This window comes from Enterobacter cloacae complex sp. P17RS, assembly GCF_014895885.1.
In the GTDB taxonomy this organism is placed as follows: domain Bacteria; phylum Pseudomonadota; class Gammaproteobacteria; order Enterobacterales; family Enterobacteriaceae; genus Enterobacter; species Enterobacter bugandensis.
On the sequence record NZ_JADBQK010000011.1, the window covers coordinates 90258 to 111966 of the forward strand.

The window sequence follows — 21709 nt, forward strand, 5'->3', positions numbered from 1 at the left end:
CGTCTAAACGTATAGAAGTTCACAACACAACAGACAATGACACGCGAAAGATAGAGGTAAGGTATGAGCTTTTTTCACGCCAACCAGCGGGAAGCACTGAATCAGAGCCTGGCCGAAGTAAACGGCCAGATTAACGTCTCTTTTGAATTTTTCCCGCCGCGCACCAGTGAAATGGAGCAAACCCTGTGGAGCTCTATCGATCGCCTGAGCAGCCTGAAGCCGAAGTTTGTCTCCGTGACCTACGGCGCCAACTCCGGCGAGCGTGACCGTACGCACAGCATTATTAAAGGCATCAAAGATCGTACCGGTCTGGAAGCAGCGCCGCATCTGACCTGTATTGACGCCACCCGCGATGAGCTGCGCGCCATTGCCCAGGACTACTGGAACAACGGGATTCGCCATATCGTTGCCCTGCGTGGCGATCTGCCGCCGGGAAGCGGCAAGCCGGACATGTACGCTACCGATCTGGTCGCGCTGCTGAAAGACGTTGCTGATTTTGATATCTCCGTGGCCGCCTACCCTGAAGTCCACCCGGAAGCGAAAAGCGCCCAGGCGGATTTGCTTAACCTGAAGCGTAAGGTGGAGGCCGGTGCCAACCGCGCCATCACCCAGTTCTTCTTTGACGTGGAAAGCTATCTGCGCTTCCGCGACCGCTGCGTCTCGGCAGGTATCGACGTCGAAATTATCCCGGGCATTCTGCCAGTCTCTAACTTCAAACAGGCGAAGAAGTTCGCCGATATGACCAACGTTCGCATTCCGCTGTGGATGTCCAAAATGTACGAAGGGCTGGACGATGATGCGGAAACCCGCAAGCTGGTGGGGGCCAATATCGCGATGGACATGGTGAAGATCTTAAGCCGCGAAGGGGTGAAAGACTTCCACTTCTACACGCTTAACCGCGCGGAGATGAGCTACGCCATTTGTCATACGCTGGGCGTTCGTCCAGCGTAATCAGCAAAAAGCCCTCATAAAGTGAGGGCTTTTTAATCAGATAAAAAGTTAAAAGGTATTAACTATCGAATCTGTGGATTAATTCAACTATATCTTATTGCTAGTGGTGTATATCGTAACGGTATCACTGTAAAGGGAGCATAGCGATGAGCACGTCAGACGAGACCAATAACGCGGCATCCGCCGGCAAATGTCCGTTCCATCAGGGCGGCGTCGATCACAGCGCGGGCGCAGGTACCGGCAGCAAAGAGTGGTGGCCTAAACAACTCCGCATCGATCTTCTCAACCAACATTCCAACCGTTCGAACCCTCTGGGTGAAGACTTCGACTACCGCAAAGAATTCAGCAAGCTCGACTATTCCGCCCTCAAGGGCGATCTCAAAGCCCTGTTAACCGATTCTCAACCGTGGTGGCCTGCCGACTGGGGCAGCTACGCGGGTCTGTTTATTCGTATGGCCTGGCACGGTGCCGGTACTTACCGCTCCGTTGACGGACGCGGCGGCGCCGGACGCGGCCAACAGCGCTTTGCGCCGCTGAACTCCTGGCCTGATAACGTCAGCCTGGATAAAGCGCGCCGCCTGCTGTGGCCAATCAAGCAAAAATACGGACAAAAAATCTCTTGGGCCGACCTGTTTATTCTCGCGGGTAACGTGGCGCTGGAGAACTCCGGCTTCCGCACCTTTGGTTTTGGCGCCGGTCGTGAAGACGTCTGGGAACCGGATCTGGACGTGAACTGGGGTGATGAAAAAGCCTGGCTGACCCACCGTGACCCGGAAGCACTGGCGAAGCGCCCGCTGGCGGCCACCGAAATGGGGCTGATTTACGTGAACCCGGAAGGGCCAAACGCCAGCGGTGAACCGCTGTCTGCTGCGGCGGCGATCCGCGCCACCTTTGGCAACATGGGTATGAACGACGAAGAGACCGTCGCGCTGATTGCCGGCGGCCATACGCTCGGTAAAACCCACGGCGCGGGTGAAGCCACGCACGTAGGTACCGATCCGGAAGCCTCGCCGATTGAAGCGCAGGGCTTAGGCTGGGCCAGCACGCACGGCACCGGTATTGGCGCTGATGCCATCACCTCCGGGCTGGAGGTCATCTGGTCGCAAACTCCGACCCAGTGGAGCAACTACTTCTTCGAGAACCTGTTCAAATACGAATGGGTGCAGACCCGCAGCCCGGCAGGCGCGATTCAGTTTGAAGCCGTGGATGCGCCGGAAATCATGCCAGACCCGTTTGACCCGTCGAAAAAACGTAAGCCAACCATGCTGGTCACCGACCTGACGCTGCGTTTCGACCCGGAATTCGAGAAAATTTCCCGTCGCTTCCTGAACGATCCGCAGGCCTTTAACGAAGCCTTCGCGCGCGCGTGGTTCAAACTGACCCACCGTGATATGGGGCCAAAAGCGCGGTACATCGGCCCGGAAGTGCCGAAAGAAGATCTGATTTGGCAGGATCCGCTGCCTCAGCCGGTGTTCCATCCAACGCAGGAAGACATTGAAAGCCTGAAAGCGGAAATCGCGGCCTCTGGTCTCTCCGTGAGCGAGCTGGTTTCCGTGGCATGGGCGTCTGCATCGACCTTCCGCGGTGGCGACAAGCGCGGCGGCGCCAACGGCGCGCGTGTGGCGCTGGCGCCTCAGCGCGACTGGGACGTGAACGCTGCGGCGGTACGTGCGTTACCGGCTCTGGAAGCTATTCAGCGCACCACCAATAAAGCCTCGCTGGCGGATATCATCGTGCTGGCGGGCGTTGTGGGCGTTGAGCAGGCGGCGAAAGCCGCGGGCGTTTACGTCAACGTGCCGTTCACGCCGGGCCGTGTGGATGCACGTCAGGATCAGACGGATATCGAGATGTTTAACCTGCTCGAACCGATTGCCGACGGCTTCCGCAACTACCGTGCGCAGGTGGATGTGTCTACCACCGAGTCGCTGCTGATCGACAAAGCCCAGCAACTGACCCTGACCGCACCTGAGCTGACGGTGCTGATCGGCGGCCTGCGCGTGCTGGGCACGAACTTTGATGGCAGCAAGAATGGCGTATTCACCAGCCGCGAGGGCGTGCTGAGCAACGACTTCTTCGTGAACCTGCTGGATATGAATACCCAGTGGAAAGCGACCGACGATTCAAACGAGCTGTTTGCCGGTAGCGATCGCGCCAGCGGTGAAGTGAAATACACCGCGACCCGCGCCGACCTGGTCTTCGGTTCGAACGCCGTCCTGCGCGCGCTGGCCGAGGTTTACGCCAGCAGCGATGCGCACGAGAAGTTTGTCCGTGACTTCGTTGCCGCATGGGCGAAGGTGATGGATTTGGATCGGTTTGACGTGAAGTAGCCATTGTGCCGGGTGGCGGCTACGCCTTACCCGGCCTACAAATTAAAGTGCCATGTAGGCCGGGTAAGCGCAGCGCCACCCGGCTTTTTTATTACTCCCACTCCTGCAGGAATCGCTGTCCATACTGGTCTGCCACCAGCAGCGCCGCATACACCTGATCCGGCGTGACGCCCCCCGGCATGTTGTGGATCGTTTCTCCTTCCGCACAAGAGGCTTCGGCAATCAGACGCATTTTGGCCGGAATATCCTCTTTGATGTTCAGCTGTGCCAGGGTGATCGGCAGCCCTACGCTGTGGCAAAGCGCCGCGACGGTCTCAATTTCTTCTACCGGCGCGTTTTCCAGCACCAGCTGCGTCAGCGTACCAAACGCCACTTTTTCCCCATGATAGAAGTGATGCGCGTCAGGCACCGCCGTCATGCCGTTATGAATAGCGTGTGCAGCCGCCAGCCCGCCACTTTCAAAGCCGACGCCGCTGAGATAGGTGTTGGCTTCGATAATGCGTTCCAGCGCAGGCGTTACCACATGCTGTTCCGCCGCCAGCATCGCTTTTTCACCCTCTTCAACCAGCGTGTTGTAGCACAGCTCGGCGAGCGCTAATGCCGCCTGTGTGCATTTACCCCCGGCCATGGTGGTCGCGCCGCTGCGCGAGCAGGCGCGTGCTTCAAACCAGGTCGCCAGCGCGTCGCCAATCCCGGCGGCCAGCAGACGTGCAGGCGCACCTGCTACCACTTTCGTATCCACAATGACCATGTTCGGGTTGTGCGGCAGCATCAGGTAGCGATCGAACTCGCCGCTGTCGGTGTAAATAACGGAAAGGGCGCTGCACGGCGCGTCGGTGGAAGCGATAGTCGGCGCAATGGCGACCGGCACGTCCATAAAGTGAGCCAGCGCTTTCGCGGTATCAAGCGTTTTACCGCCACCAATCCCCAGTACTGCCAGGCAGTCGGCGCTGTCGGCCAACTTTTTCAGGCGATCGATTTCATTTTGCGAACATTCGCCGCCAAACGGCGCGATTTCGGCATGCAGTTCGGCTTTTTTAAAACTCTGGCGCAGGGTGTCTTCGGCAAAACTCAGCACAAACTTATCGCCGACGATCAGCCAGCGGTTTGCCAGGGGTTTCAGATAGTCGCCGAGACGGGTCAGCACATCCGCGCCCTGGATATATTTCCCCGGCGATTGAATGATACGGTCCATAACAGTTCTCCCTTAGAGATTGAGATTACCAAACGCGTTTTTCCAGTCCTGCTCGAACTTTTCTATGGCCGACTCTACCGCTGGGGTACCGAGCATTTGTTGCGCTACGTCTAAGGGGAGCGTGATTGCCTCGCATCCGGCCAGCAGGCAGTCCAGCGCCTGACGCGGTGTTTTAAAGCTGGCAGCCAGCACCATGCTTTCCGGCGCATGCAATTCCAGCAGGGACTGCAGCTCCTGTACCATGCCAATACCGTCGCCGCCCTGTGCGTCGACACGGTTGACGTACGGCGCAACGTATTTCGCGCCTGCCAGCGCGGCCAGTAAACCCTGAGCGGCGCTGTAAACGGCGGTGCCCAGCGTGGTAATACCCTCTCTTTTCAGCTCTTTAATGGCGATAAGCCCCTGCGCGGTGACCGGAATTTTCACCACAATACCCGTGATGGCGTTACTCAGGCGTTTGGCCTCCGCCACCATGCCTTCGGCGTCGCGGCTCATGGTTTGAGCAAACAGCGTGCCCTCCGGCCCGATGGCTTGTTGCAGCCGCGGCAGCACGTCCCAGATGGATTCACGGCTGGCGGCAATGATGCTTGGGTTGGTGGTGACGCCCGCGATGGGGAAGATGCGGGCAAGGCGTTCCACTTCCGCCACGTTCGCGGTATCCAGATACAGTTCCATTATTTTTCCTTAAGTCAGAAAGGTTGAATAAAGGATAAGGCCCGGCTGAGTGCGGCGGATACAGGTCAATTTTGCCAAATACTGGACAAATGTAATGTCCTTAGCGAAGTGCGATAGCGATCACAGTGCTATTTTTTGGCGATAAGCTGGCTGTGATACTGGCGACGATATTCGGAAGGGGAACGCTCGGTGTGCTTGCGAAAGAGGCGACAAAAGTAGTTGCTGTCAGGAAATCCGCAGCGTGCGGCAATATCTTTAATTTTGAGATCGTAGCCTTTCAGCAGCTGGCGCGCATGTTCCAGCCGCGTTTGTGTCAGATACTCGTTGAACCCCACGTGGCCGATCTTCTGAAAGAGATGGGAAAGGTAATTCGGCGAGATGTAGAACGCCTGTGCCACGGATTCGCGCGTTAACGAAGAGGCGTAATTTTCTTCGATATAGCTACGAACGGCTTCGAATAGCGCCCGGCTGCGGTTAGCGGTGTGGATGTCACTGCCAAGCAGATCCCGGCAGTGGCTGAGCAAGCTTAATACCACCAGCATGGCTGTGTCTTGCTCGTCTGGCTGCATCTGTAATTCGGTGAGCGCTTGCAGAAGAAAAGCACCCGTTCGCGGGCCACGCCGGGGAACCTGCAGCTGCTGCAAAAGCGCGTTGTCACGCTGTAAATCGAGAGTCAGCTGCTGCTTACCGAAATGTATGCTCAGGGCGTTAGGCGGTGGAAGGGTGATGTGTCCAAAGGATGAAAATATCGCCTCACAGGGGGGAGCAAGGGTAATGACGAGGCAGGGAGATGTTCGGGGATGCTGTTCAGCCAGCGCTGTGAAATGAATCTGGCCCAGCGGTAACGTACGGTTCACCAGGTCAGTCAAAATTTGGGTGATATCGGAATACATGAGAAGACTACCGAAACGTGCCGGGCGGCGCTAAAAACGCCTGCCCGGCATAAAGCATTACCCAGTGTTACGCATACCCGCCGCAACGCCCGCAATCGTCACCATCAGCGCCTGTTCAACGCGAGGATCCGGCTCTTTACCTTCCTCTTCCGCCAGACGGGAACGGTGCAGCAGTTCAGCCTGTAAAACGTTCAGCGGGTCGGTGTAGATGTTACGCAGCTGGATTGATTCGGCGATCCACGGCAGGTCCGCCATCAGGTGCGAGTCGTTGGCGATGTCCAGCACCACTTTGATGTCGCCTTCCAGCAGTTCGCGCAGTTCTTTACCCAACGCCCACAGCTCTGGTTTCACCAGCCGCTGGTCGTAGTATTCCGCCAGCCACAGGTCGGCCTTCGAGAAGACCATCTCCAGCATGCCAAGACGGGTAGAGAAGAAGGGCCAGTCGCGGCACATGGTTTCCAGTTCGTTCTGTTTGCCGTCTTCCACCACTTTTTGCAGCGCGGCACCGGCACCCAGCCAGGCGGGCAGCATCAGGCGGTTCTGCGTCCAGGCGAAGATCCATGGAATGGCGCGCAGTGATTCAACGCCACCGGTCGGGCGACGCTTTGCAGGACGCGAGCCCAGCGGCAGTTTACCCAGCTCCTGTTCAGGCGTGGCCGAGCGGAAGTAAGGGACAAAATCTTTGTTTTCACGCACGTAGCCGCGGTACAGATCGCAGGAGATGTCTGACAGCTCGTCCATGATGCGGCACCAGGATTCTTTTGGCTCCGGCGGTGGCAGCAGGTTCGCTTCCAGGATCGCGCTGGTATAGAGCGACAGGCTGCTGATGGTCACTTCCGGCAGGCCATACTTGAAGCGGATCATCTCGCCCTGCTCGGTCACGCGCAGGCCGCCTTTCAGGCTTCCCGGCGGTTGAGAGAGCAGCGCCGCGTGAGCAGGCGCGCCACCGCGGCCAATGGAGCCGCCGCGACCGTGGAACAGGGTCAGCTCGATACCGGCTTTCTCGCAGGTTTTGATCAGCGCATCCTGAGCCTGATACTGCGCCCAGGACGCCGCCATCACGCCCGCATCTTTCGCGGAGTCGGAATAGCCAATCATCACCATCTGCTTGCCCTGAATAAAGCCGCGATACCAGTCGATGTTCAGCAGCTGGGTCATGACGTCGTTGGCGTTGTTCAGGTCGTCGAGGGTCTCAAACAGCGGGGCGACTGGCAGGGCGTAGTCGATGCCCGCTTCTTTCAGCAGAAGATGAACACCCAGCACGTCGGACGGGGTTTTCGCCATGGAGATCACGTAGGCGGCCACCGATCCTTTCGGCGCATCGACGATCGCTTTACAGGTGTTGAGCACCTCGCGGGTGTCGTTGCTTGGCTCCCAGTTGCGCGGCAGCAGAGGGCGCTTGGAGTTCAATTCGCGGATCAGGAACGCCTGCTTGTCGGCTTCTGACCAGCTTTCATAGTCGCCGATGCCGAGATAGCGGGTCAGCTCGCCCAGGGCTTCAGTATGGCGGGTACTTTCCTGACGCACGTCGATACGCACCAGCGGTACGCCGAAACACTTCACGCGGCGCAGGGTATCAAGCAGTTCGCCGTTGGCGATGATGCCCATGCCACAGGCCTGGAGTGATTTATAGCAGGCGTACAGCGGCTCCCAGAGCTGTTCGTTCTGGCTCAGCAGACCTTCCGGCTTCGGCAGGCGCTGGCCTTTAAGGCGCGCTTCCAGCCACGCCTGGGTGGCCATCAGCTGACCGCGTAGCTTTTTCATCAGGAAGCGGTACGGCTCGCTGGCACCTTCTTCACCGGCCAGCGCGCGCAGTTCCGGCGTCGCTTCAACCATCGACAGCTCGGAGATCAGCACCTGAATATCCTTCAGGAACAGGTCGGTCGCTTTCCAGCGGCTCAGCAACAGGACGTGACGGGTGATTTCCGCGGTCACGTTCGGGTTGCCGTCGCGGTCACCGCCCATCCAGGAGGTGAAGCGCACCGGCACAAAGTCTACCGGCAGACGATAGCCCAGGTTTTCTTCCAGCTGTTCGTTCAGCTCGCGCAGGTAGTTTGGTACCCCTTCCCACAGGCTGTTTTCCACCACCGCAAAGCCCCATTTGGCTTCGTCGACCGGGCTTGGGCGATGCTTACGAATTTCATCGGTATGCCAGGACTGGGCAATCAGCTGGCGCAGACGGCGCATCAGCTGGTTGCGCTCGTAGTCGGCAATGTCTTTGTTATCCAGCTGCTTCAGGCAGCTGTTTACTTCCACCATCTTGTGGATCAGCGTACGACGGGTGATTTCGGTTGGGTGTGCGGTCAGCACCAGCTCCAGCGAAAGGGACTCCACCGCTTTTTTGATGGTGGCTTCGTTGAGGTCTGGCTGGTCTTTCAGTTTACGAAGGGTGCGGGCAATGACTTCCGGGTTGCTGGCCGCTTCGCCGTTTGGCGAAATGCTGTGGTATTGCTCAGCGGTGTTTGCCAGGTTCAGGAACTGGCTGAAGGCGCGGGCAACGGGCAGCAGCTCATCGTTAGAGAGGTTCTGCAAGGTGGTGAGCAGCTCCTGACGACTGGCCTCGTTACCGGCACGGGAAGATTTGGACAGCTTGCGGATGGTTTCAACGCGGTCGAGGATGTTCTCCCCTAATGCGTCTTTGATGGTATCTCCAAGCACTTTGCCGAGCATGCTGACATTACTACGCAACGCGGAATATTGTTCGTTCATAAAAACCCAGTCACCCCATCATTTTTGTTTATGCCCAGGCGAAAATCTTCTGGACATTATTTTGTCATCTCCCTTTATAAAGCCACGTAAAACCCCCGTCGTCAATTGCTGCGAAAACGGTTCAGCAAACGAATAAATGCGGGCAATTTACGAAATTTAATTCGCATTGCGTCAGATAAGAGATGCTTATGGAAATGTGACGGTGATCATGCGATTTGTTGCCCTCACCCTAACCCTCTCCCACAGGGAGAGGGGACTTTTCGGTGCGGTTTTAATGCCAGCAGAAGTGATGCACAACCTGGGTAATCAGCTCGCGGGTGGGCTTGATGAAGCGGGTTTCCAGATATTCATCCGGCTGGTGGGCCTGGTTAATGGAGCCAGGGCCGAGGACCAGCGTCGGGCAAAGCGTTTGAATAAAAGGCGCTTCGGTGCAGTAGTTCACCACGTCGGTTTTCTCGCCGAGCAGTTTTTCCACCACCTGAACCAGCTGATGGTCTGGCGGGCATTCGTAGCCCGGTATTGGCGGATGCAGTTCGGAGACCGTCAGGCGTCCCGGCCAGCGCTCGCTCACCGGGGCCAGCGCTTCATTCAGCAGGCCATCCAGATCGCTCAGCGTCATGCCCGGCAGCGGACGGATATCCATATGTAGTTCGCAGCAGGCGCAGATGCGGTTGGACGCATCGCCGCCGTGCAGGCTACCGAGGTTCAGCGTCGGATACGGCACGGTGAATGCCTCGTAGTGATACCGCTCTTTCAGATCGTCGCGCAGGGTCATAATGCGGCCAATGGCGTCGTGCATCAGCTCAATGGCGTTCACGCCGCGCGCCGGATCGCTGGAGTGACCGGACTGGCCCAGCACGCGCACCGCGGTAGAAATATGGCCTTTGTGCGCACGAATCGGCTGCAGAGAGGTCGGTTCACCGATGATCGCGCAGTCCGGACGAATCGACGTGTTTTCAGAGAAATAACGTGCGCCCGCCATGCTGGTCTCTTCATCGGCGGTTGCCAGAATGTAGAGCGGTTTTTTCAGCTTCGTCACGTCCACGTCACGCAGCGCGTCGAGGATAAAGGCGAAGAAGCCTTTCATGTCGGCGGTGCCCAGACCGTAGAGCTTGTTGTCATGCTCGGTCAGGGTGAACGGATCGCGCGTCCAGCGGCCATCGTCAAACGGTACGGTGTCGGTATGGCCGGCCAGCAGCAGGCCGCCCGCGCCGGTTCCGGTGCTGGCGAGCAGGTTAAATTTGTGGCGTGTTCCGGGGACGGGCTGAACCTCAACGTTAAACCCAAGATCGCTAAACCAACCCGCCAGCAGATTGATTAAAGACTCATTGCTCTGATCCAGCGCTTCTTCGGTCGCACTGATGGACGGTGTGGCAATCAGGGCGCGGTAGATCTCGATAAATGGCGGTAAGTTCATTTTCATTGTTGACACACCTTAGGTCGTGATAGTATCAATATTCATGCAATAAATGTGAATAAAAATACATTAACGTTGAGCATAAAGGAACCCGATGTTGAATACGCTGATTGTAGGCGCTAGCGGTTATGCGGGCGCAGAGCTTGTAAGCTACGTAAATCGCCACCCTCATATGACCATAACCGCTTTGACCGTGTCAGCGCAAAGCAATGATGCAGGAAAGTTAATTTCCGATTTGCATCCGCAGCTTAAGGGCATGGTCGATCTGCCGCTGCAGCCGATGTCTGACATCAGCGAGTTTACCGACGGCGTCGACGTGGTGTTTTTAGCCACCGCGCACGAGGTCAGCCACGACCTGGCGCCGCAGTTCCTGGCGGCCGGCTGCGTGGTGTTTGACCTCTCCGGCGCGTTCCGCGTTAACGACGGCGCGTTCTACGAAAAATATTACGGCTTCACTCATCAGCATCCGGATCTGCTTGAAAAAGCGGTGTACGGCCTGGCGGAGTGGAGTGCGGATAAACTGAAAGAAGCGGACCTGATTGCCGTTCCGGGCTGCTACCCGACGGCGGCGCAGCTCTCCCTGAAGCCGCTGATCGACGCCGGTCTGCTGGATCTGAGCCAGTGGCCGGTGATCAACGCCACCAGCGGCGTGAGCGGTGCGGGGCGCAAGGCCGCTATCTCCAACAGCTTCTGCGAAGTGAGCCTTCAGCCGTATGGCGTGTTTAATCACCGCCATCACCCTGAAATCACCACCCATCTGGGCGCGGAGGTGATTTTTACCCCGCACCTGGGCAGCTTCCCGCGCGGGATCCTCGAAACCATCACCTGCCGCCTGAAGTCGGGCGTGACCAAAGAGCAGGTGAGCGAGGCCTTCACGCAAGCGTATGCGGATAAACCGCTGGTGCGTCTGTACGACAAAGGCGTGCCGGCGCTCAAAAACGTGGTTGGCCTGCCGTTCTGCGATATCGGCTTTGCCGTACAGGGCGAGCATCTGATTGTGGTCGCCGCAGAAGATAACTTACTCAAAGGCGCTGCCGCACAGGCAATGCAGTGTGCAAATATTCGTTTCGGCTTCCCTGAAACGCAGGCTCTTATTTAAGGTGTGATGATGAACCCATTAATTATCAAACTCGGTGGTGTACTGCTGGACAGCGAAGAAGCGCTGGAGCGCCTGTTTACCGCGCTGGTGAACTATCGCGAATCGCACCAGCGTCCGCTGGTGATTGTGCACGGCGGCGGCTGCGTGGTGGATGAGCTGATGAAAGCGCTGAATCTGCCGGTAAAAAAGAAAAATGGCCTGCGCGTCACGCCTGCTGACCAGATTGACATCATTACCGGCGCGCTGGCGGGCACGGCGAACAAAACGCTGCTGGCATGGGCGAAGAAACACCATATTGCGTCCGTTGGCCTCTACCTGGGCGACGGTGACAGCGTAAAAGTGACCCAGCTCGACGAAGAGCTCGGCCATGTTGGACTGGCGCAGCCAGGTTCGCCTAAGCTGATTAACACCCTGCTGGAAGGCGGTTTCCTGCCGGTGGTGAGCTCTATAGGCGTGACCGAAGAGGGCGAGCTGATGAACGTTAACGCGGACCAGGCGGCAACCGCGCTGGCGGCCACGCTGGGCGCAGACCTGATCCTGCTCTCCGACGTGAGCGGCATTCTTGACGGTAAAGGCCAGCGCATAGCGGAAATGACCGCCGCCAAAGCCGAGCAGCTGATCGCTCAGGGCATTATTACCGACGGCATGATCGTCAAAGTGAACGCCGCGCTGGATGCAGCGCGCACGCTGGGCCGCCCGGTGGATATCGCCTCCTGGCGTCACGCGGAGCAGCTCCCGGCGCTGTTTAACGGCACGCCGATTGGCACGCGTATTCTGGCGTAAGTTTTTTATTGAATGACCGTAGGCCGGGGTAAGCGAAGCGCACCCGGCGGAACTAACGAATAAAGGAACGATGTTATGGCACTTTGGGGTGGGCGTTTTACACAGGCAGCGGATCAGCGGTTCAAACAGTTCAACGACTCTTTGCGCTTCGACTACCGCCTGGCCGAACAGGATATTGTCGGCTCTGTGGCCTGGTCCAAAGCGCTGGTGACCGTTGGCGTACTGACCGCAGACGAACAGCAGCAGCTGGAAGAGGCGCTGAACAACCTGCTGGAAGAGGTGCGTCTGGATCCGCAGCAAATCCTGCAGAGCGATGCCGAAGATATTCACAGCTGGGTGGAAGGCAAGCTGATCGACAAAGTCGGCCAGCTGGGTAAAAAGCTGCACACCGGCCGTAGCCGTAACGACCAGGTCGCCACCGACCTGAAGCTGTGGTGTAAAGAGACCGTTGGCGAACTGCTGGCGGCCAACCGTCAGCTTCAAAGTGCGCTGGTAGAGACCGCGCAGAACAATCAGGACGCGGTGATGCCGGGTTATACCCACCTGCAGCGCGCGCAGCCGGTGACCTTTGCGCACTGGTGTCTGGCCTACGTTGAGATGCTGGCGCGTGACGAAAGCCGTCTGCAAGATACCCTGAAGCGTCTGGACGTCAGCCCGCTGGGCAGCGGCGCGCTGGCCGGTACGGCGTATGAAATCGACCGCGAGCAGCTGGCAGGATGGCTGGGCTTTGCTTCCGCCACCCGCAACAGCCTGGACAGCGTCTCTGACCGTGACCACGTGCTGGAGCTGCTCTCCAATGCCTCTATCGGGATGGTGCATCTTTCGCGCTTTGCCGAAGACCTGATCTTCTTTAACTCCGGTGAAGCGGGCTTCGTTGAGCTGTCCGACCGCGTGACCTCAGGCTCATCCCTGATGCCGCAGAAGAAAAACCCGGACGCGCTGGAGCTGATCCGCGGCAAGTGCGGTCGCGTGCAGGGCGCGCTGACCGGCATGATGATGACCCTGAAAGGGCTGCCGCTGGCGTACAACAAAGATATGCAGGAAGACAAAGAAGGGCTGTTCGACGCGCTCGACACCTGGCTGGACTGTCTGCACATGGGCGCGCTGGTGCTGGACGGTATTCAGGTGAAACGTCCGCGCTGCCAGGAAGCGGCGCAGCAGGGCTATGCCAACTCTACTGAACTGGCGGACTACCTTGTCGCGAAGGGTGTACCGTTCCGCGAGGCGCACCATATTGTGGGCGAAGCGGTAGTGGAAGCGATTCGTCAGGGTAAACCGCTGGAAGATCTGGCGCTTGCCGACCTGCAAAAATTCAGCGCGGCGATCGGGGAGGATGTGTACCCGATTCTGGCGCTGCAGTCCTGCCTGGATAAACGTGCGGCGAAAGGCGGCGTGTCGCCGAAGCAGGTGGCGCAGGCGATTGCGGATGCGAAAAACCGCCTGATTTGAACCGTGCGGGCTGGTGCCCTCACCCCGGCCCTCTCCTGCCGGGAGAGGGAGAAAAACGGAGCCTGGCTTAGCGCCAGGCTTTTTTACGCAAAAAAAAAGCGGACCACGGGGTCCGCAAAAGTTCACGTTGGCTTTAGTTGTTCGAGTTTTGAGAGAAACTCGCTGACGGTGCGGGGACGTCAAGGGTCAAACACGGCCGCCTCGTCTATGTGGCGTATTATTCAACAGAATGCTTGATAGGGATAATCGTTCATTGCTATGCTATCTATCGCCATGAACTATCGTGGCGACGGAGGATGAATAATGAATATTCGTGATCTTGAATACCTGGTAGCGTTAGCCGAGCATCGTCACTTTCGCCGCGCGGCAGATTCCTGCCACGTCAGCCAGCCGACGCTGAGCGGGCAGATCCGCAAGCTGGAAGACGAGCTGGGCGTGATGCTGCTGGAGCGCACCAGCCGTAAGGTGCTGTTCACCCAGGCCGGTCTTCTGCTGGTGGATCAGGCGCGCACCGTGCTGCGCGAGGTCAAAGTGCTCAAGGAAATGGCAAGCCAGCAGGGAGAGGCCATGTCCGGCCCGCTGCATATTGGCCTGATCCCAACCGTTGGCCCGTACCTGTTACCGCACATCATTCCGATGCTGCACCAGACGTTCCCGAAACTCGAAATGTACCTGCACGAAGCGCAAACCCATCAGCTGCTGGCGCAGCTGGACAGCGGCAAGCTCGACTGCGCCATTCTGGCGCTGGTAAAAGAGAGCGAAGCGTTTATTGAAGTACCGCTGTTCGATGAGCCGATGATGCTGGCGATCTATGAAGATCACCCGTGGGCGAACCGCGATCGCGTGCCGATGGCCGATCTGGCCGGTGAAAAGCTGCTGATGCTGGAAGACGGTCACTGCCTGCGCGATCAGGCGATGGGTTTCTGCTTCGAAGCGGGCGCTGACGAAGATACCCACTTCCGCGCAACCAGTCTGGAAACGCTGCGTAATATGGTGGCGGCGGGAAGCGGTATTACGTTGCTGCCTGCGCTGGCCGTGCCACGCGAGCGTAAGCGTGATGGCGTGGTGTACCTGCCGTGCATTAAGCCGGAGCCGCGTCGCACCATTGGCCTGGTGTATCGCCCAGGGTCACCGCTGCGCAGCCGCTATGAGCAGCTGGCAGAGGCCATCCGCGGTGCGATGGATGGCCATTTCGACAGCGCGTTAAAACAGGCGGTTTAAGCCGTTCAGCGCGGCTACCCGATAGGCTTCTGCCATGGTCGGGTAGTTAAAGGTGGTGTTAACGAAGTACTCAATGGTGTTACCACCGCCTTTCTGCTCCATGATTGCCTGACCGATATGAATGATTTCCGCCGCGCGTTCACCGAAGCAGTGAATCCCGAGGATCTCTTTCGTCTCGCGATGGAACAGAATTTTCAGCGTACCTACGCTCATCCCCACGATCTGCGCCCGCGCCAGATGTTTAAACTGGGCACGACCTACCTCGTAAGGCACCTTCATTGACGTCAGCTGCTGCTCGGTTTTTCCCACGGAACTGATTTCTGGAATGGTGTAGATCCCCGTCGGGATATCTTCGATCAGATGCGCCGTTGCTTCACCCTTCACCAGCGCCTGAGCGGCAATGCGGCCCTGATCGTAAGCGGCGGAGGCCAGGCTCGGGTAGCCAATTACGTCGCCCACCGCGTATACGTGCGGCAGCGCGGTCTGATACATGCTGTTGACCTTCAGCTGACCGCGGCTGTCTGTTTCAAGCCCGATATTTTCCAGCCGCAATGAATCGGTATTGCCGGTACGGCCGTTGGCGTACAGCAGGCAGTCGGCTTTCAGCTTCTTACCGGACTTCAGGTGCATGATCACACCGTCATCGCAGCCTTCTATTTTCTCGTACTCTTCGTTGTGGCGAATCACCACGCCGCTGTTCCAGAAGTGGTAGGAGAGGGAGTCTGACATTTCCTGATCGAGGAACGCCAGCAGGCGATCGCGGGTGTTAATCAGGTCAACTTTGACATCCATTCCGCGGAAGATCGACGCGTATTCGCAGCCGATGACCCCTGCGCCATAGATAATGACGTGGCGGGGTTCATGGTGCAGGCTCAGAATGGAGTCGCTGTCGTAGACGCGCGGGTGTGAGAAGTCGACGTCGGCCGGATGGTAAGGGCGTGAACCGCAGGCAATCACAAATTTTTCAGCGGTGATCGTCTCAATCGAACCGTCGTGGCATTCGAGTGCCAGGGTGTGTTCATCCACAAAATGCGCGTTGCCCTGCAGGATTTCACAATGGTTACGCTCATAAAAGCCCTGACGCATGCGCGTCTGCTGGTTAATGACGGTATCCGCGTGATTCAGGATGTCGGCAAAGGAGGAACGAAGAAGTCGGGAGTGGTCGCTGTAAAGAGGGTTCTGGTTAAATTCGATAATGCGGCTAACGGCGTGGCGGAGGGCTTTCGATGGGATGGTGCCCCAGTGGGTGCAACCGCCGCCGACATTATGGTAGCGCTCGATGACCGCTACTCTGGCTCCCTGTTTCACCAGACCCATAGCAGCACCTTCGCCGCCGGGGCCGGAACCAATAACTATTGCGTCGTAATCGTAGGAATGTGGCATGGCAAGGCTTACCTGTTCTTATACATAAAAGCAACAGAATCATAACATCATTGCCAGGGTAACCCAATTATCGTTGTGCTTTTTTCCGGCAGTGGAGCACAAACCGCACGTAAACAATCATTCACAAAGCTGAGCAAACAGATTAATTTTATTCTCTGGTATAGTGCCATCAGGCCTTTGGAAGGATTCAACTATCGTGATGGGCGTAAGAGCACAACAAAAAGAGAAAACCCGGCGTTCGCTGGTGGAAGCCGCATTCAGTCAACTGAGTGCTGAGCGGAGTTTTGCCAGTTTGAGCCTGCGCGAAGTCGCACGCGAGGCCGGGATTGCGCCAACGTCCTTCTATCGTCACTTCCGTGATGTGGATGAACTGGGCCTGACCATGGTCGACGAGAGCGGTTTGATGCTGCGCCAGCTGATGCGCCAGGCGCGTCAGCGTATCGCAAAAGGGGGCAGCGTGATCCGCACCTCCGTGTCGACGTTTATGGAATTTATCGGCAATAACCCCAACGCGTTTCGTCTGCTTCTGCGCGAGCGTTCGGGCACATCGGCAGCGTTTCGTGCCGCCGTCGCGCGGGAAATTCAGCACTTCATCGCGGAACTTGCCGACTATCTTGAACTCGAAAACCATATGCCGCGTGCCTTTACTGAAGCACAGGCCGAGGCGATGGTGACGATTGTGTTCAGCGCGGGTGCCGAAGCGCTGGACGTCAGCATTGAACAACGCAAGCAGCTTGAAGAGCGACTGGTATTGCAGCTCAGGATGATCTCCAAAGGCGCGTACTACTGGTATCGCCGTGAACAAGAGAAACTGGCACATCAAACCGAAGAGTGAAGGTGAGTAATGAAACAGTCAGGTCAGGATAAAGGGACGCTGTTGCTGGCATTGATCGCTGGCTTATCCATTAATGGCACGTTTGCCGCTATTTTTAGCTCCATCGTGCCATTTTCGATTTTCCCGCTTATTGCGCTGGTGCTGACGGTCTACTGCCTGCATCAGCGTTACCTGAACCGTACGATGCCGGTTGGGTTACCGGGGCTGGCCGCTGCCTGTTTTATTCTGGGCGTATTGCTGTATAGCACCGTGGTGCGCGCGGAGTATCCGGATATCGGCTCTAACTTCTTCCCTGCGGTACTGTCCGTGGCGCTGGTGTTCTGGATTGGCTCGCGCATGCGTAGCCGCAAGAGTCAACTGCCAGAGTAATGAGGTCTGAGTAGGGCAGGTAAGCGAAGCGCCACCTGCCAAAAACGCCGGCTAGTTACTTCGCCGTGAGCAGTACACCGCACTCCATATGGTGCGTATACGGGAACTGATCGAACAGCGCCAGACGTTCAACCTTGTGCGTCTGGCTTAATGTTTCCAGATTCTTGCACAGCGTCTCCGGGTTACAGGAGATGTACAAAATACGCGGGTACGCCTGCACCATCTTCTCGGTTTCGCTGTCCAGGCCGCTACGCGGCGGGTCGACAAAAATCGTCTCACACTGATAGCTCTTCAAATCGATCCCTTCCAGGCGGTTAAACTGGCGTACACCGTTCATGGCCCGGGTGAACTCTTCTGCCGCCATGCGAATGATCTGCACGTTATCGATATGGTTAGCGGCGATGTTGTACTGCGCGGCCGCTACCGACGGCTTGGCGATTTCCGTTGCCAGCACGCGTTCGAAGTTACGCGCCAGCGCCAGCGAGAAGTTGCCGTTACCGCAGTACAGCTCAAGCAGATCGCCCTTAGACCCTTCCGTCGCCTTCAGCGCCCACTCCAGCATCTGCACGTTCATCGCGGCATTCGGCTGGGTGAAGCTGTTCTCCACCTGACGGTAAACCATCTCTTTACCCGCCACCGGCAGACGCTCGTCGACGTAATCCTGATCCAGCATGATTTTGGTTTTGGTCGCGCGGCCAATCAGGTGCACGTTGATGTTCTGCGCACGCAGCGCATCGCGCAGGGCTTCGGCCTGCTCGCGCCATTCGTCGGTCAGCGCTTTGTGGTACAGCAGAGAGACAATCGCCTGATTGCTTTGCGTGGTCAGATAGTCAATCTGGAACAGCTTGTGGCGCAGCACCGGATTGTTGCGCACGCCTTCAATGATCAGCGTCATCAGCTGGTTGATAAGCTCGCTCGCTGCCGGGAAGCTGTCCACGCGAATGCGTGATTTGGTCTGCTGATCGAAAATGATGTGGTACAGGTCGTCGCCGTCATGCCAGATGCGGAACTCGGCGCGCATGCGGTAGTGGCTGACAGGGGAGCGGAACACCTCGGGAACGGGCGCGTTGAAAGGCGTCATCATACTTTGCAGGCGGACAACTTTCTCGGCCAGCTGCGCGTCGTACTGTTCTGTCGGGAGGTGTTCTGGGGTCATGATGCGTCCTGAGTGATAAAGAATTACGCGGGGATTGTAGGGATTGTTCAGGGGATGTCCAGATTTAATGGCCAATAGCTGTCTGGACATCTATACGTGTCTAATTGTAGCATTCTGTTTCCGGTCTCCTGAGAGTGAAAAGGGAATCCAGTGAAAATCTGGAGCTGACGCGCAGCGGTAAAGACTGGCGGGATGAGAGCTGTAGACACTGTGAAAATGGGAAGTCTTCATCCGTATAACGCCACCTAGCCCGAAGACCTGCCGGGATCACGTCGCATTTGGTTTCATCATCGCGTGCTATAGATGAGGCCTGCGGCATCCTTCTTATATTGTGGATGCTTTAACAATGATTAAAAAAGTATCGCTGTTGACGGCGCTGTCCGTCACGGCATTTTCGGGCTGGGCGCAGGATAGCGCTGACTCGTTGGTGGTGACGGCAAATCGTTTTGAACAACCTGAAAAAACTATTCTGGCAGCAACGTCGGTGGTTACGCGTGCCGATATTGACCGCTGGCAGTCAACCTCGGTGCTGGACGTTATGCGTCGCTTGCCCGGCGTGGACACGGCGCAAAATGGCGGGATGGGGCAACTCTCTTCTCTCTTTATCCGTGGCACCAACTCCAGCCACGTCATGATTCTCGTTGACGGCATTCGCCTTAACCAGGCGGGCGTCACGGGGTCGTCCGATCTCAGCCAGTTCCCGATCTCCCTGGTGCAGCGAATCGAATATGTTCGTGGACCGCGTTCGGCGGTCTACGGCTCGGATGCGATTGGCGGTGTAGTCAACATTATTACCACTCGCGCGAAGGACGATACGACGCTGAATGCCGGCGTAGGGTCGCACGGTTACCAGAATTATGGCGGCAGTACCCAGCAAACGCTGGGCGACAGCACGCGCGTCACGCTGGCGGGGGATTACACCTATACCAAAGGTTTCGATGTGGTTGCGGACGGCAACAATGGTGGCCTTGCCCAGACCGATCGCGACGGATTTATGAATAAAACGCTCTACGGCGCACTGGATCACGCATTTTCAGACCAGTGGAGCGGATTTGTTCGCGGCTTTGGCTACAGCAACCGTACGGCCTATGACGGTTATTACAGCTCATTTACCCCTGACGTTCTGGTCGATACCCGCCAGCTCTATAGCCAGACCTGGGACGCAGGATTACGCTTCAACGAGGATATATTCCATTCACAGCTGCTCACCAGCTATAGCCACAGCAAAGACTATAACTACGACCCTAATTTGGGCCGTTACGATTCGACTGCCACGCTGGATGAAATCAAACAGTACAACGTTCAGTGGCTCAACTCCGTTGATGTGGGGCACGGGAACATTGGTGCGGGCGTTGACTGGCAGAAGCAGAGCACCGAGCCGGGTACAAACTACGTGACCAACGGCTACGACCTGCGTAACACCGGCGTCTACCTGACCGGGCTGCAGCAGCTGGGCGATTTCACTCTGGAAGGGGCGGTTCGCAGCGATGACAACTCTCAGTTTGGTCGCCGTGGCACCTGGCAAAGCAGTGCAGCGTGGGAGTTCGTGGACGGTTACCGCTTCATTGCTTCTTATGGTACGGCCTATAAGGCCCCGAATCTGGGTCAACTCTATGGCTTCTATGGCAATGACCATCTTGATCCTGAAGAGAGCAAGCAGTGGGAAGGGGCGTTTGAAGGCCTGACGGCAGGCGTGAGCTGGCGCGTGTCCGGCTATCGTAATGACGTTGATAATCTCATCGACTTCAATAATAACCTTCAGGAATATTACAACGTCGGTAAAGCACGCATTAAGGGTGTGGAAGCGACGGCGTCGTTTGATACAGGTCCGTTGACGCATACCGTTGGCTACGACTATGTGGATGCCCGCAATGCGGCGACCAACGAACTTCTGGACCGTCGTGCTAAGCAGCAGGTGAAATATCAGCTCGATACGCAGATCTATGATTTCGACTGGAGCCTGACGTATCACTATCTCGGCACGCGTTACGACACTGATTTTGGTTCTTATCCGTCAGAAAAAGTGAAAATGGGCGGTGTGAGCCTGTGGGATGTCGCAGTTTCATATCCGGTCACCTCACACCTCACAGTTCGTGGTAAAATAGCCAACCTGTTCGATAAAGATTACGAGACAGTTTATGGCTACCAAACTGCAGGACGGGAATACACCTTGTCTGGCAGCTACACCTTCTAATCCGCGCCCTACCGTGCTGGTGTTTGATTCCGGCGTCGGTGGGCTTTCGGTCTACGATGAGATTCGGCATCTCCTGCCGGATCTCCATTACATCTACGCCTTCGATAACGTCGCTTTTCCGTATGGGGAGAAGAGTGAGGACTTTATCGTTGAGCGCGTGGTTGAAATCGTCACCGCGGTACAAAAGCGCTATCCCCTTGCGCTGGCGGTCATTGCCTGTAATACGGCGAGCACCGTTTCTCTTCCCGCCCTGCGTGAGAAATTCCAGTTCCCGGTTGTGGGCGTTGTTCCTGCCATAAAGCCTGCCGCGCGCCTGACGGCGAACGGTATCGTGGGCTTGCTGGCCACGCGTGGCACGGTGAAGCGTCCTTATACCCGCGAGCTGATCGACCGTTTTGCTAACGAATGCCAGATTGCAATGCTTGGCTCCGCAGAGCTGGTGGAGATGGCGGAAGCGAAACTGCACGGCGAGACGGTATCGCTCGAAGAGCTGCGTCGTATTCTTCGTCCGTGGCTGCGGATGCCCGAACCACCGGATACGGTTGTGCTGGGCTGCACCCACTTCCCTCTCTTGCAGGAAGAGCTATTAGAAGTGCTTCCGGAGGGGACGCGGCTGGTGGATTCTGGTGCGGCGATCGCCCGTCGTACGGCCTGGCTGCTGGAGCATGAAGCGCCGGATGCGAAATCTACCGATGCAAATATCGCATTTTGCATGGCTATCACGAAAGAGACTGAGCAACTTTTACCCGTTTTACGCCGTTATGGCTTTGAAACGCTCGAAAAACTGGCGCTGTAGCACGGTTTTGAGCAAAAAAGAGACGGTTGAAAGTTTTTTTTAAAAGAGGGGTTGTCAACGTCTGAGAACTCCCTATAATGCGCCTCCACTGACACGGAACAACGGCTTACAGGCCGCCGGGTTAGCGGGGTTCAGAGATGAACGCCAACAGAGAAAAGTGAAAATAATCGCTTGACTCTGAATGAGGAAAACGTAATATACGGGACCTCGCAACGGTGAGCTGAAAGCCGCGTTGCAACTGCTCTTTAACAATTTAT

17 protein-coding genes and 1 riboswitch are annotated in these 21709 nt (G+C 57.1%); of the genes, 10 read left to right on the forward strand and 7 right to left on the reverse strand.

The genetic code is table 11. From position 1 onward, the window contains the following. Window positions 1–63: 63 nt before the first annotated feature. Together metF and katG are read left to right on the forward strand one after the other, a co-directional pair. On the forward strand, window positions 64–951 hold the full coding sequence (metF, locus tag IM265_RS12180; RefSeq protein WP_041911801.1) for a methylenetetrahydrofolate reductase: 888 nt from the start codon (window positions 64–66) through the stop codon (window positions 949–951). A 146-nt stretch (window positions 952–1097) separates the two neighbouring features. Then, window positions 1098–3278, forward strand: coding sequence for a catalase/peroxidase HPI (gene katG, locus IM265_RS12185; protein ID WP_193031893.1), 2181 nt, complete (start codon window positions 1098–1100; stop codon window positions 3276–3278). A 91-nt stretch (window positions 3279–3369) separates the two neighbouring features. Here katG and IM265_RS12190 read toward each other — a convergent pair whose 3' ends face one another. The 5 genes from IM265_RS12190 to argE all read right to left on the reverse strand — a co-directional run bounded on the left by IM265_RS12190 (window position 3370) and on the right by argE (window position 10173). Continuing rightward, window positions 3370–4473 (reverse strand): glycerol dehydrogenase, encoded by a 1104-nt coding sequence (locus tag IM265_RS12190; protein WP_193031891.1) that lies wholly within the window; start codon window positions 4471–4473, stop codon window positions 3370–3372. A 12-nt stretch (window positions 4474–4485) separates the two neighbouring features. Continuing rightward, on the reverse strand, window positions 4486–5148 hold the full coding sequence (gene fsa, locus IM265_RS12195) for a fructose-6-phosphate aldolase (protein ID WP_193031889.1): 663 nt from the start codon (window positions 5146–5148) through the stop codon (window positions 4486–4488). A gap of 128 nt (window positions 5149–5276) precedes the next feature. Beyond that, window positions 5277–6041 carry an AraC family transcriptional regulator gene (locus tag IM265_RS12200; protein WP_100171290.1) on the reverse strand — a complete coding sequence of 255 codons (765 nt, stop codon included), beginning with the start codon at window positions 6039–6041 and terminating at the stop codon, window positions 5277–5279. A gap of 57 nt (window positions 6042–6098) precedes the next feature. Continuing rightward, window positions 6099–8750, reverse strand: a complete 2652-nt coding sequence (gene ppc, locus IM265_RS12205) for a phosphoenolpyruvate carboxylase (RefSeq protein ID WP_041911805.1) — start codon at window positions 8748–8750, stop codon at window positions 6099–6101. Window positions 8751–9021: 271 nt separating this feature from the next. Next, complete coding sequence (argE, locus tag IM265_RS12210; RefSeq protein ID WP_028014830.1) at window positions 9022–10173, reverse strand: acetylornithine deacetylase; 1152 nt, start codon at window positions 10171–10173, stop codon at window positions 9022–9024. A gap of 88 nt (window positions 10174–10261) precedes the next feature. On the opposite strand from argE, the gene argC reads away from it, so the two are divergent. From argC to oxyR, 4 genes are all read left to right on the forward strand, one after another. Continuing rightward, a complete protein-coding gene (gene argC, locus IM265_RS12215) occupies window positions 10262–11266 on the forward strand; it encodes an N-acetyl-gamma-glutamyl-phosphate reductase (protein ID WP_041911806.1) in 1005 nt (334 codons plus the stop codon). Window positions 11267–11272: 6 nt separating this feature from the next. Next, window positions 11273–12049: an acetylglutamate kinase gene (argB, locus tag IM265_RS12220; RefSeq protein WP_126346086.1), complete on the forward strand. Its 777-nt coding sequence runs from the start codon at window positions 11273–11275 to the stop codon at window positions 12047–12049. A 75-nt stretch (window positions 12050–12124) separates the two neighbouring features. Further along, entirely contained in the window at window positions 12125–13498 is a 1374-nt protein-coding gene (argH, locus tag IM265_RS12225) for an argininosuccinate lyase (RefSeq protein WP_045260261.1), read from the forward strand. Between the two features lie 303 nt (window positions 13499–13801). Then, window positions 13802–14719, forward strand: coding sequence for a DNA-binding transcriptional regulator OxyR (oxyR, locus tag IM265_RS12230; protein WP_025758848.1), 918 nt, complete (start codon window positions 13802–13804; stop codon window positions 14717–14719). Here the strand turns inward: oxyR and sthA are convergent. Further along, window positions 14702–16102: a Si-specific NAD(P)(+) transhydrogenase gene (gene sthA / locus IM265_RS12235; RefSeq protein WP_045260262.1), complete on the reverse strand. Its 1401-nt coding sequence runs from the start codon at window positions 16100–16102 to the stop codon at window positions 14702–14704. The two genes, oxyR and sthA, sit on opposite strands and share 18 nt — an antisense overlap. A 196-nt stretch (window positions 16103–16298) precedes the next feature. On the opposite strand from sthA, the gene fabR reads away from it, so the two are divergent. Both fabR and IM265_RS12245 read left to right on the forward strand, forming a co-directional pair. Then, window positions 16299–16937 (forward strand): HTH-type transcriptional repressor FabR, encoded by a 639-nt coding sequence (gene fabR, locus IM265_RS12240; protein ID WP_008501784.1) that lies wholly within the window; start codon window positions 16299–16301, stop codon window positions 16935–16937. A 9-nt stretch (window positions 16938–16946) separates the two neighbouring features. After that, window positions 16947–17306: a YijD family membrane protein gene (locus IM265_RS12245; protein ID WP_008501783.1), complete on the forward strand. Its 360-nt coding sequence runs from the start codon at window positions 16947–16949 to the stop codon at window positions 17304–17306. Between the two features lie 55 nt (window positions 17307–17361). On the opposite strand, the gene trmA is transcribed toward IM265_RS12245, so the two are convergent. Beyond that, entirely contained in the window at window positions 17362–18462 is a 1101-nt protein-coding gene (trmA, locus tag IM265_RS12250) for a tRNA (uridine(54)-C5)-methyltransferase TrmA (RefSeq protein ID WP_193031887.1), read from the reverse strand. Between the two features lie 104 nt (window positions 18463–18566). Then, window positions 18567–18743: riboswitch (cobalamin riboswitch) on the forward strand. A 65-nt stretch (window positions 18744–18808) separates the two neighbouring features. Here trmA and btuB point away from each other — a divergent pair. After that, window positions 18809–20656, forward strand: coding sequence for a TonB-dependent vitamin B12 receptor BtuB (btuB, locus tag IM265_RS12255; RefSeq protein ID WP_193031885.1), 1848 nt, complete (start codon window positions 18809–18811; stop codon window positions 20654–20656). Beyond that, window positions 20601–21452 carry a glutamate racemase gene (gene murI, locus IM265_RS12260; RefSeq protein ID WP_028014824.1) on the forward strand — a complete coding sequence of 284 codons (852 nt, stop codon included), beginning with the start codon at window positions 20601–20603 and terminating at the stop codon, window positions 21450–21452. The genes btuB and murI overlap by 56 nt, the downstream gene beginning before the upstream one ends. Window positions 21453–21709 lie beyond the last annotated feature (257 nt).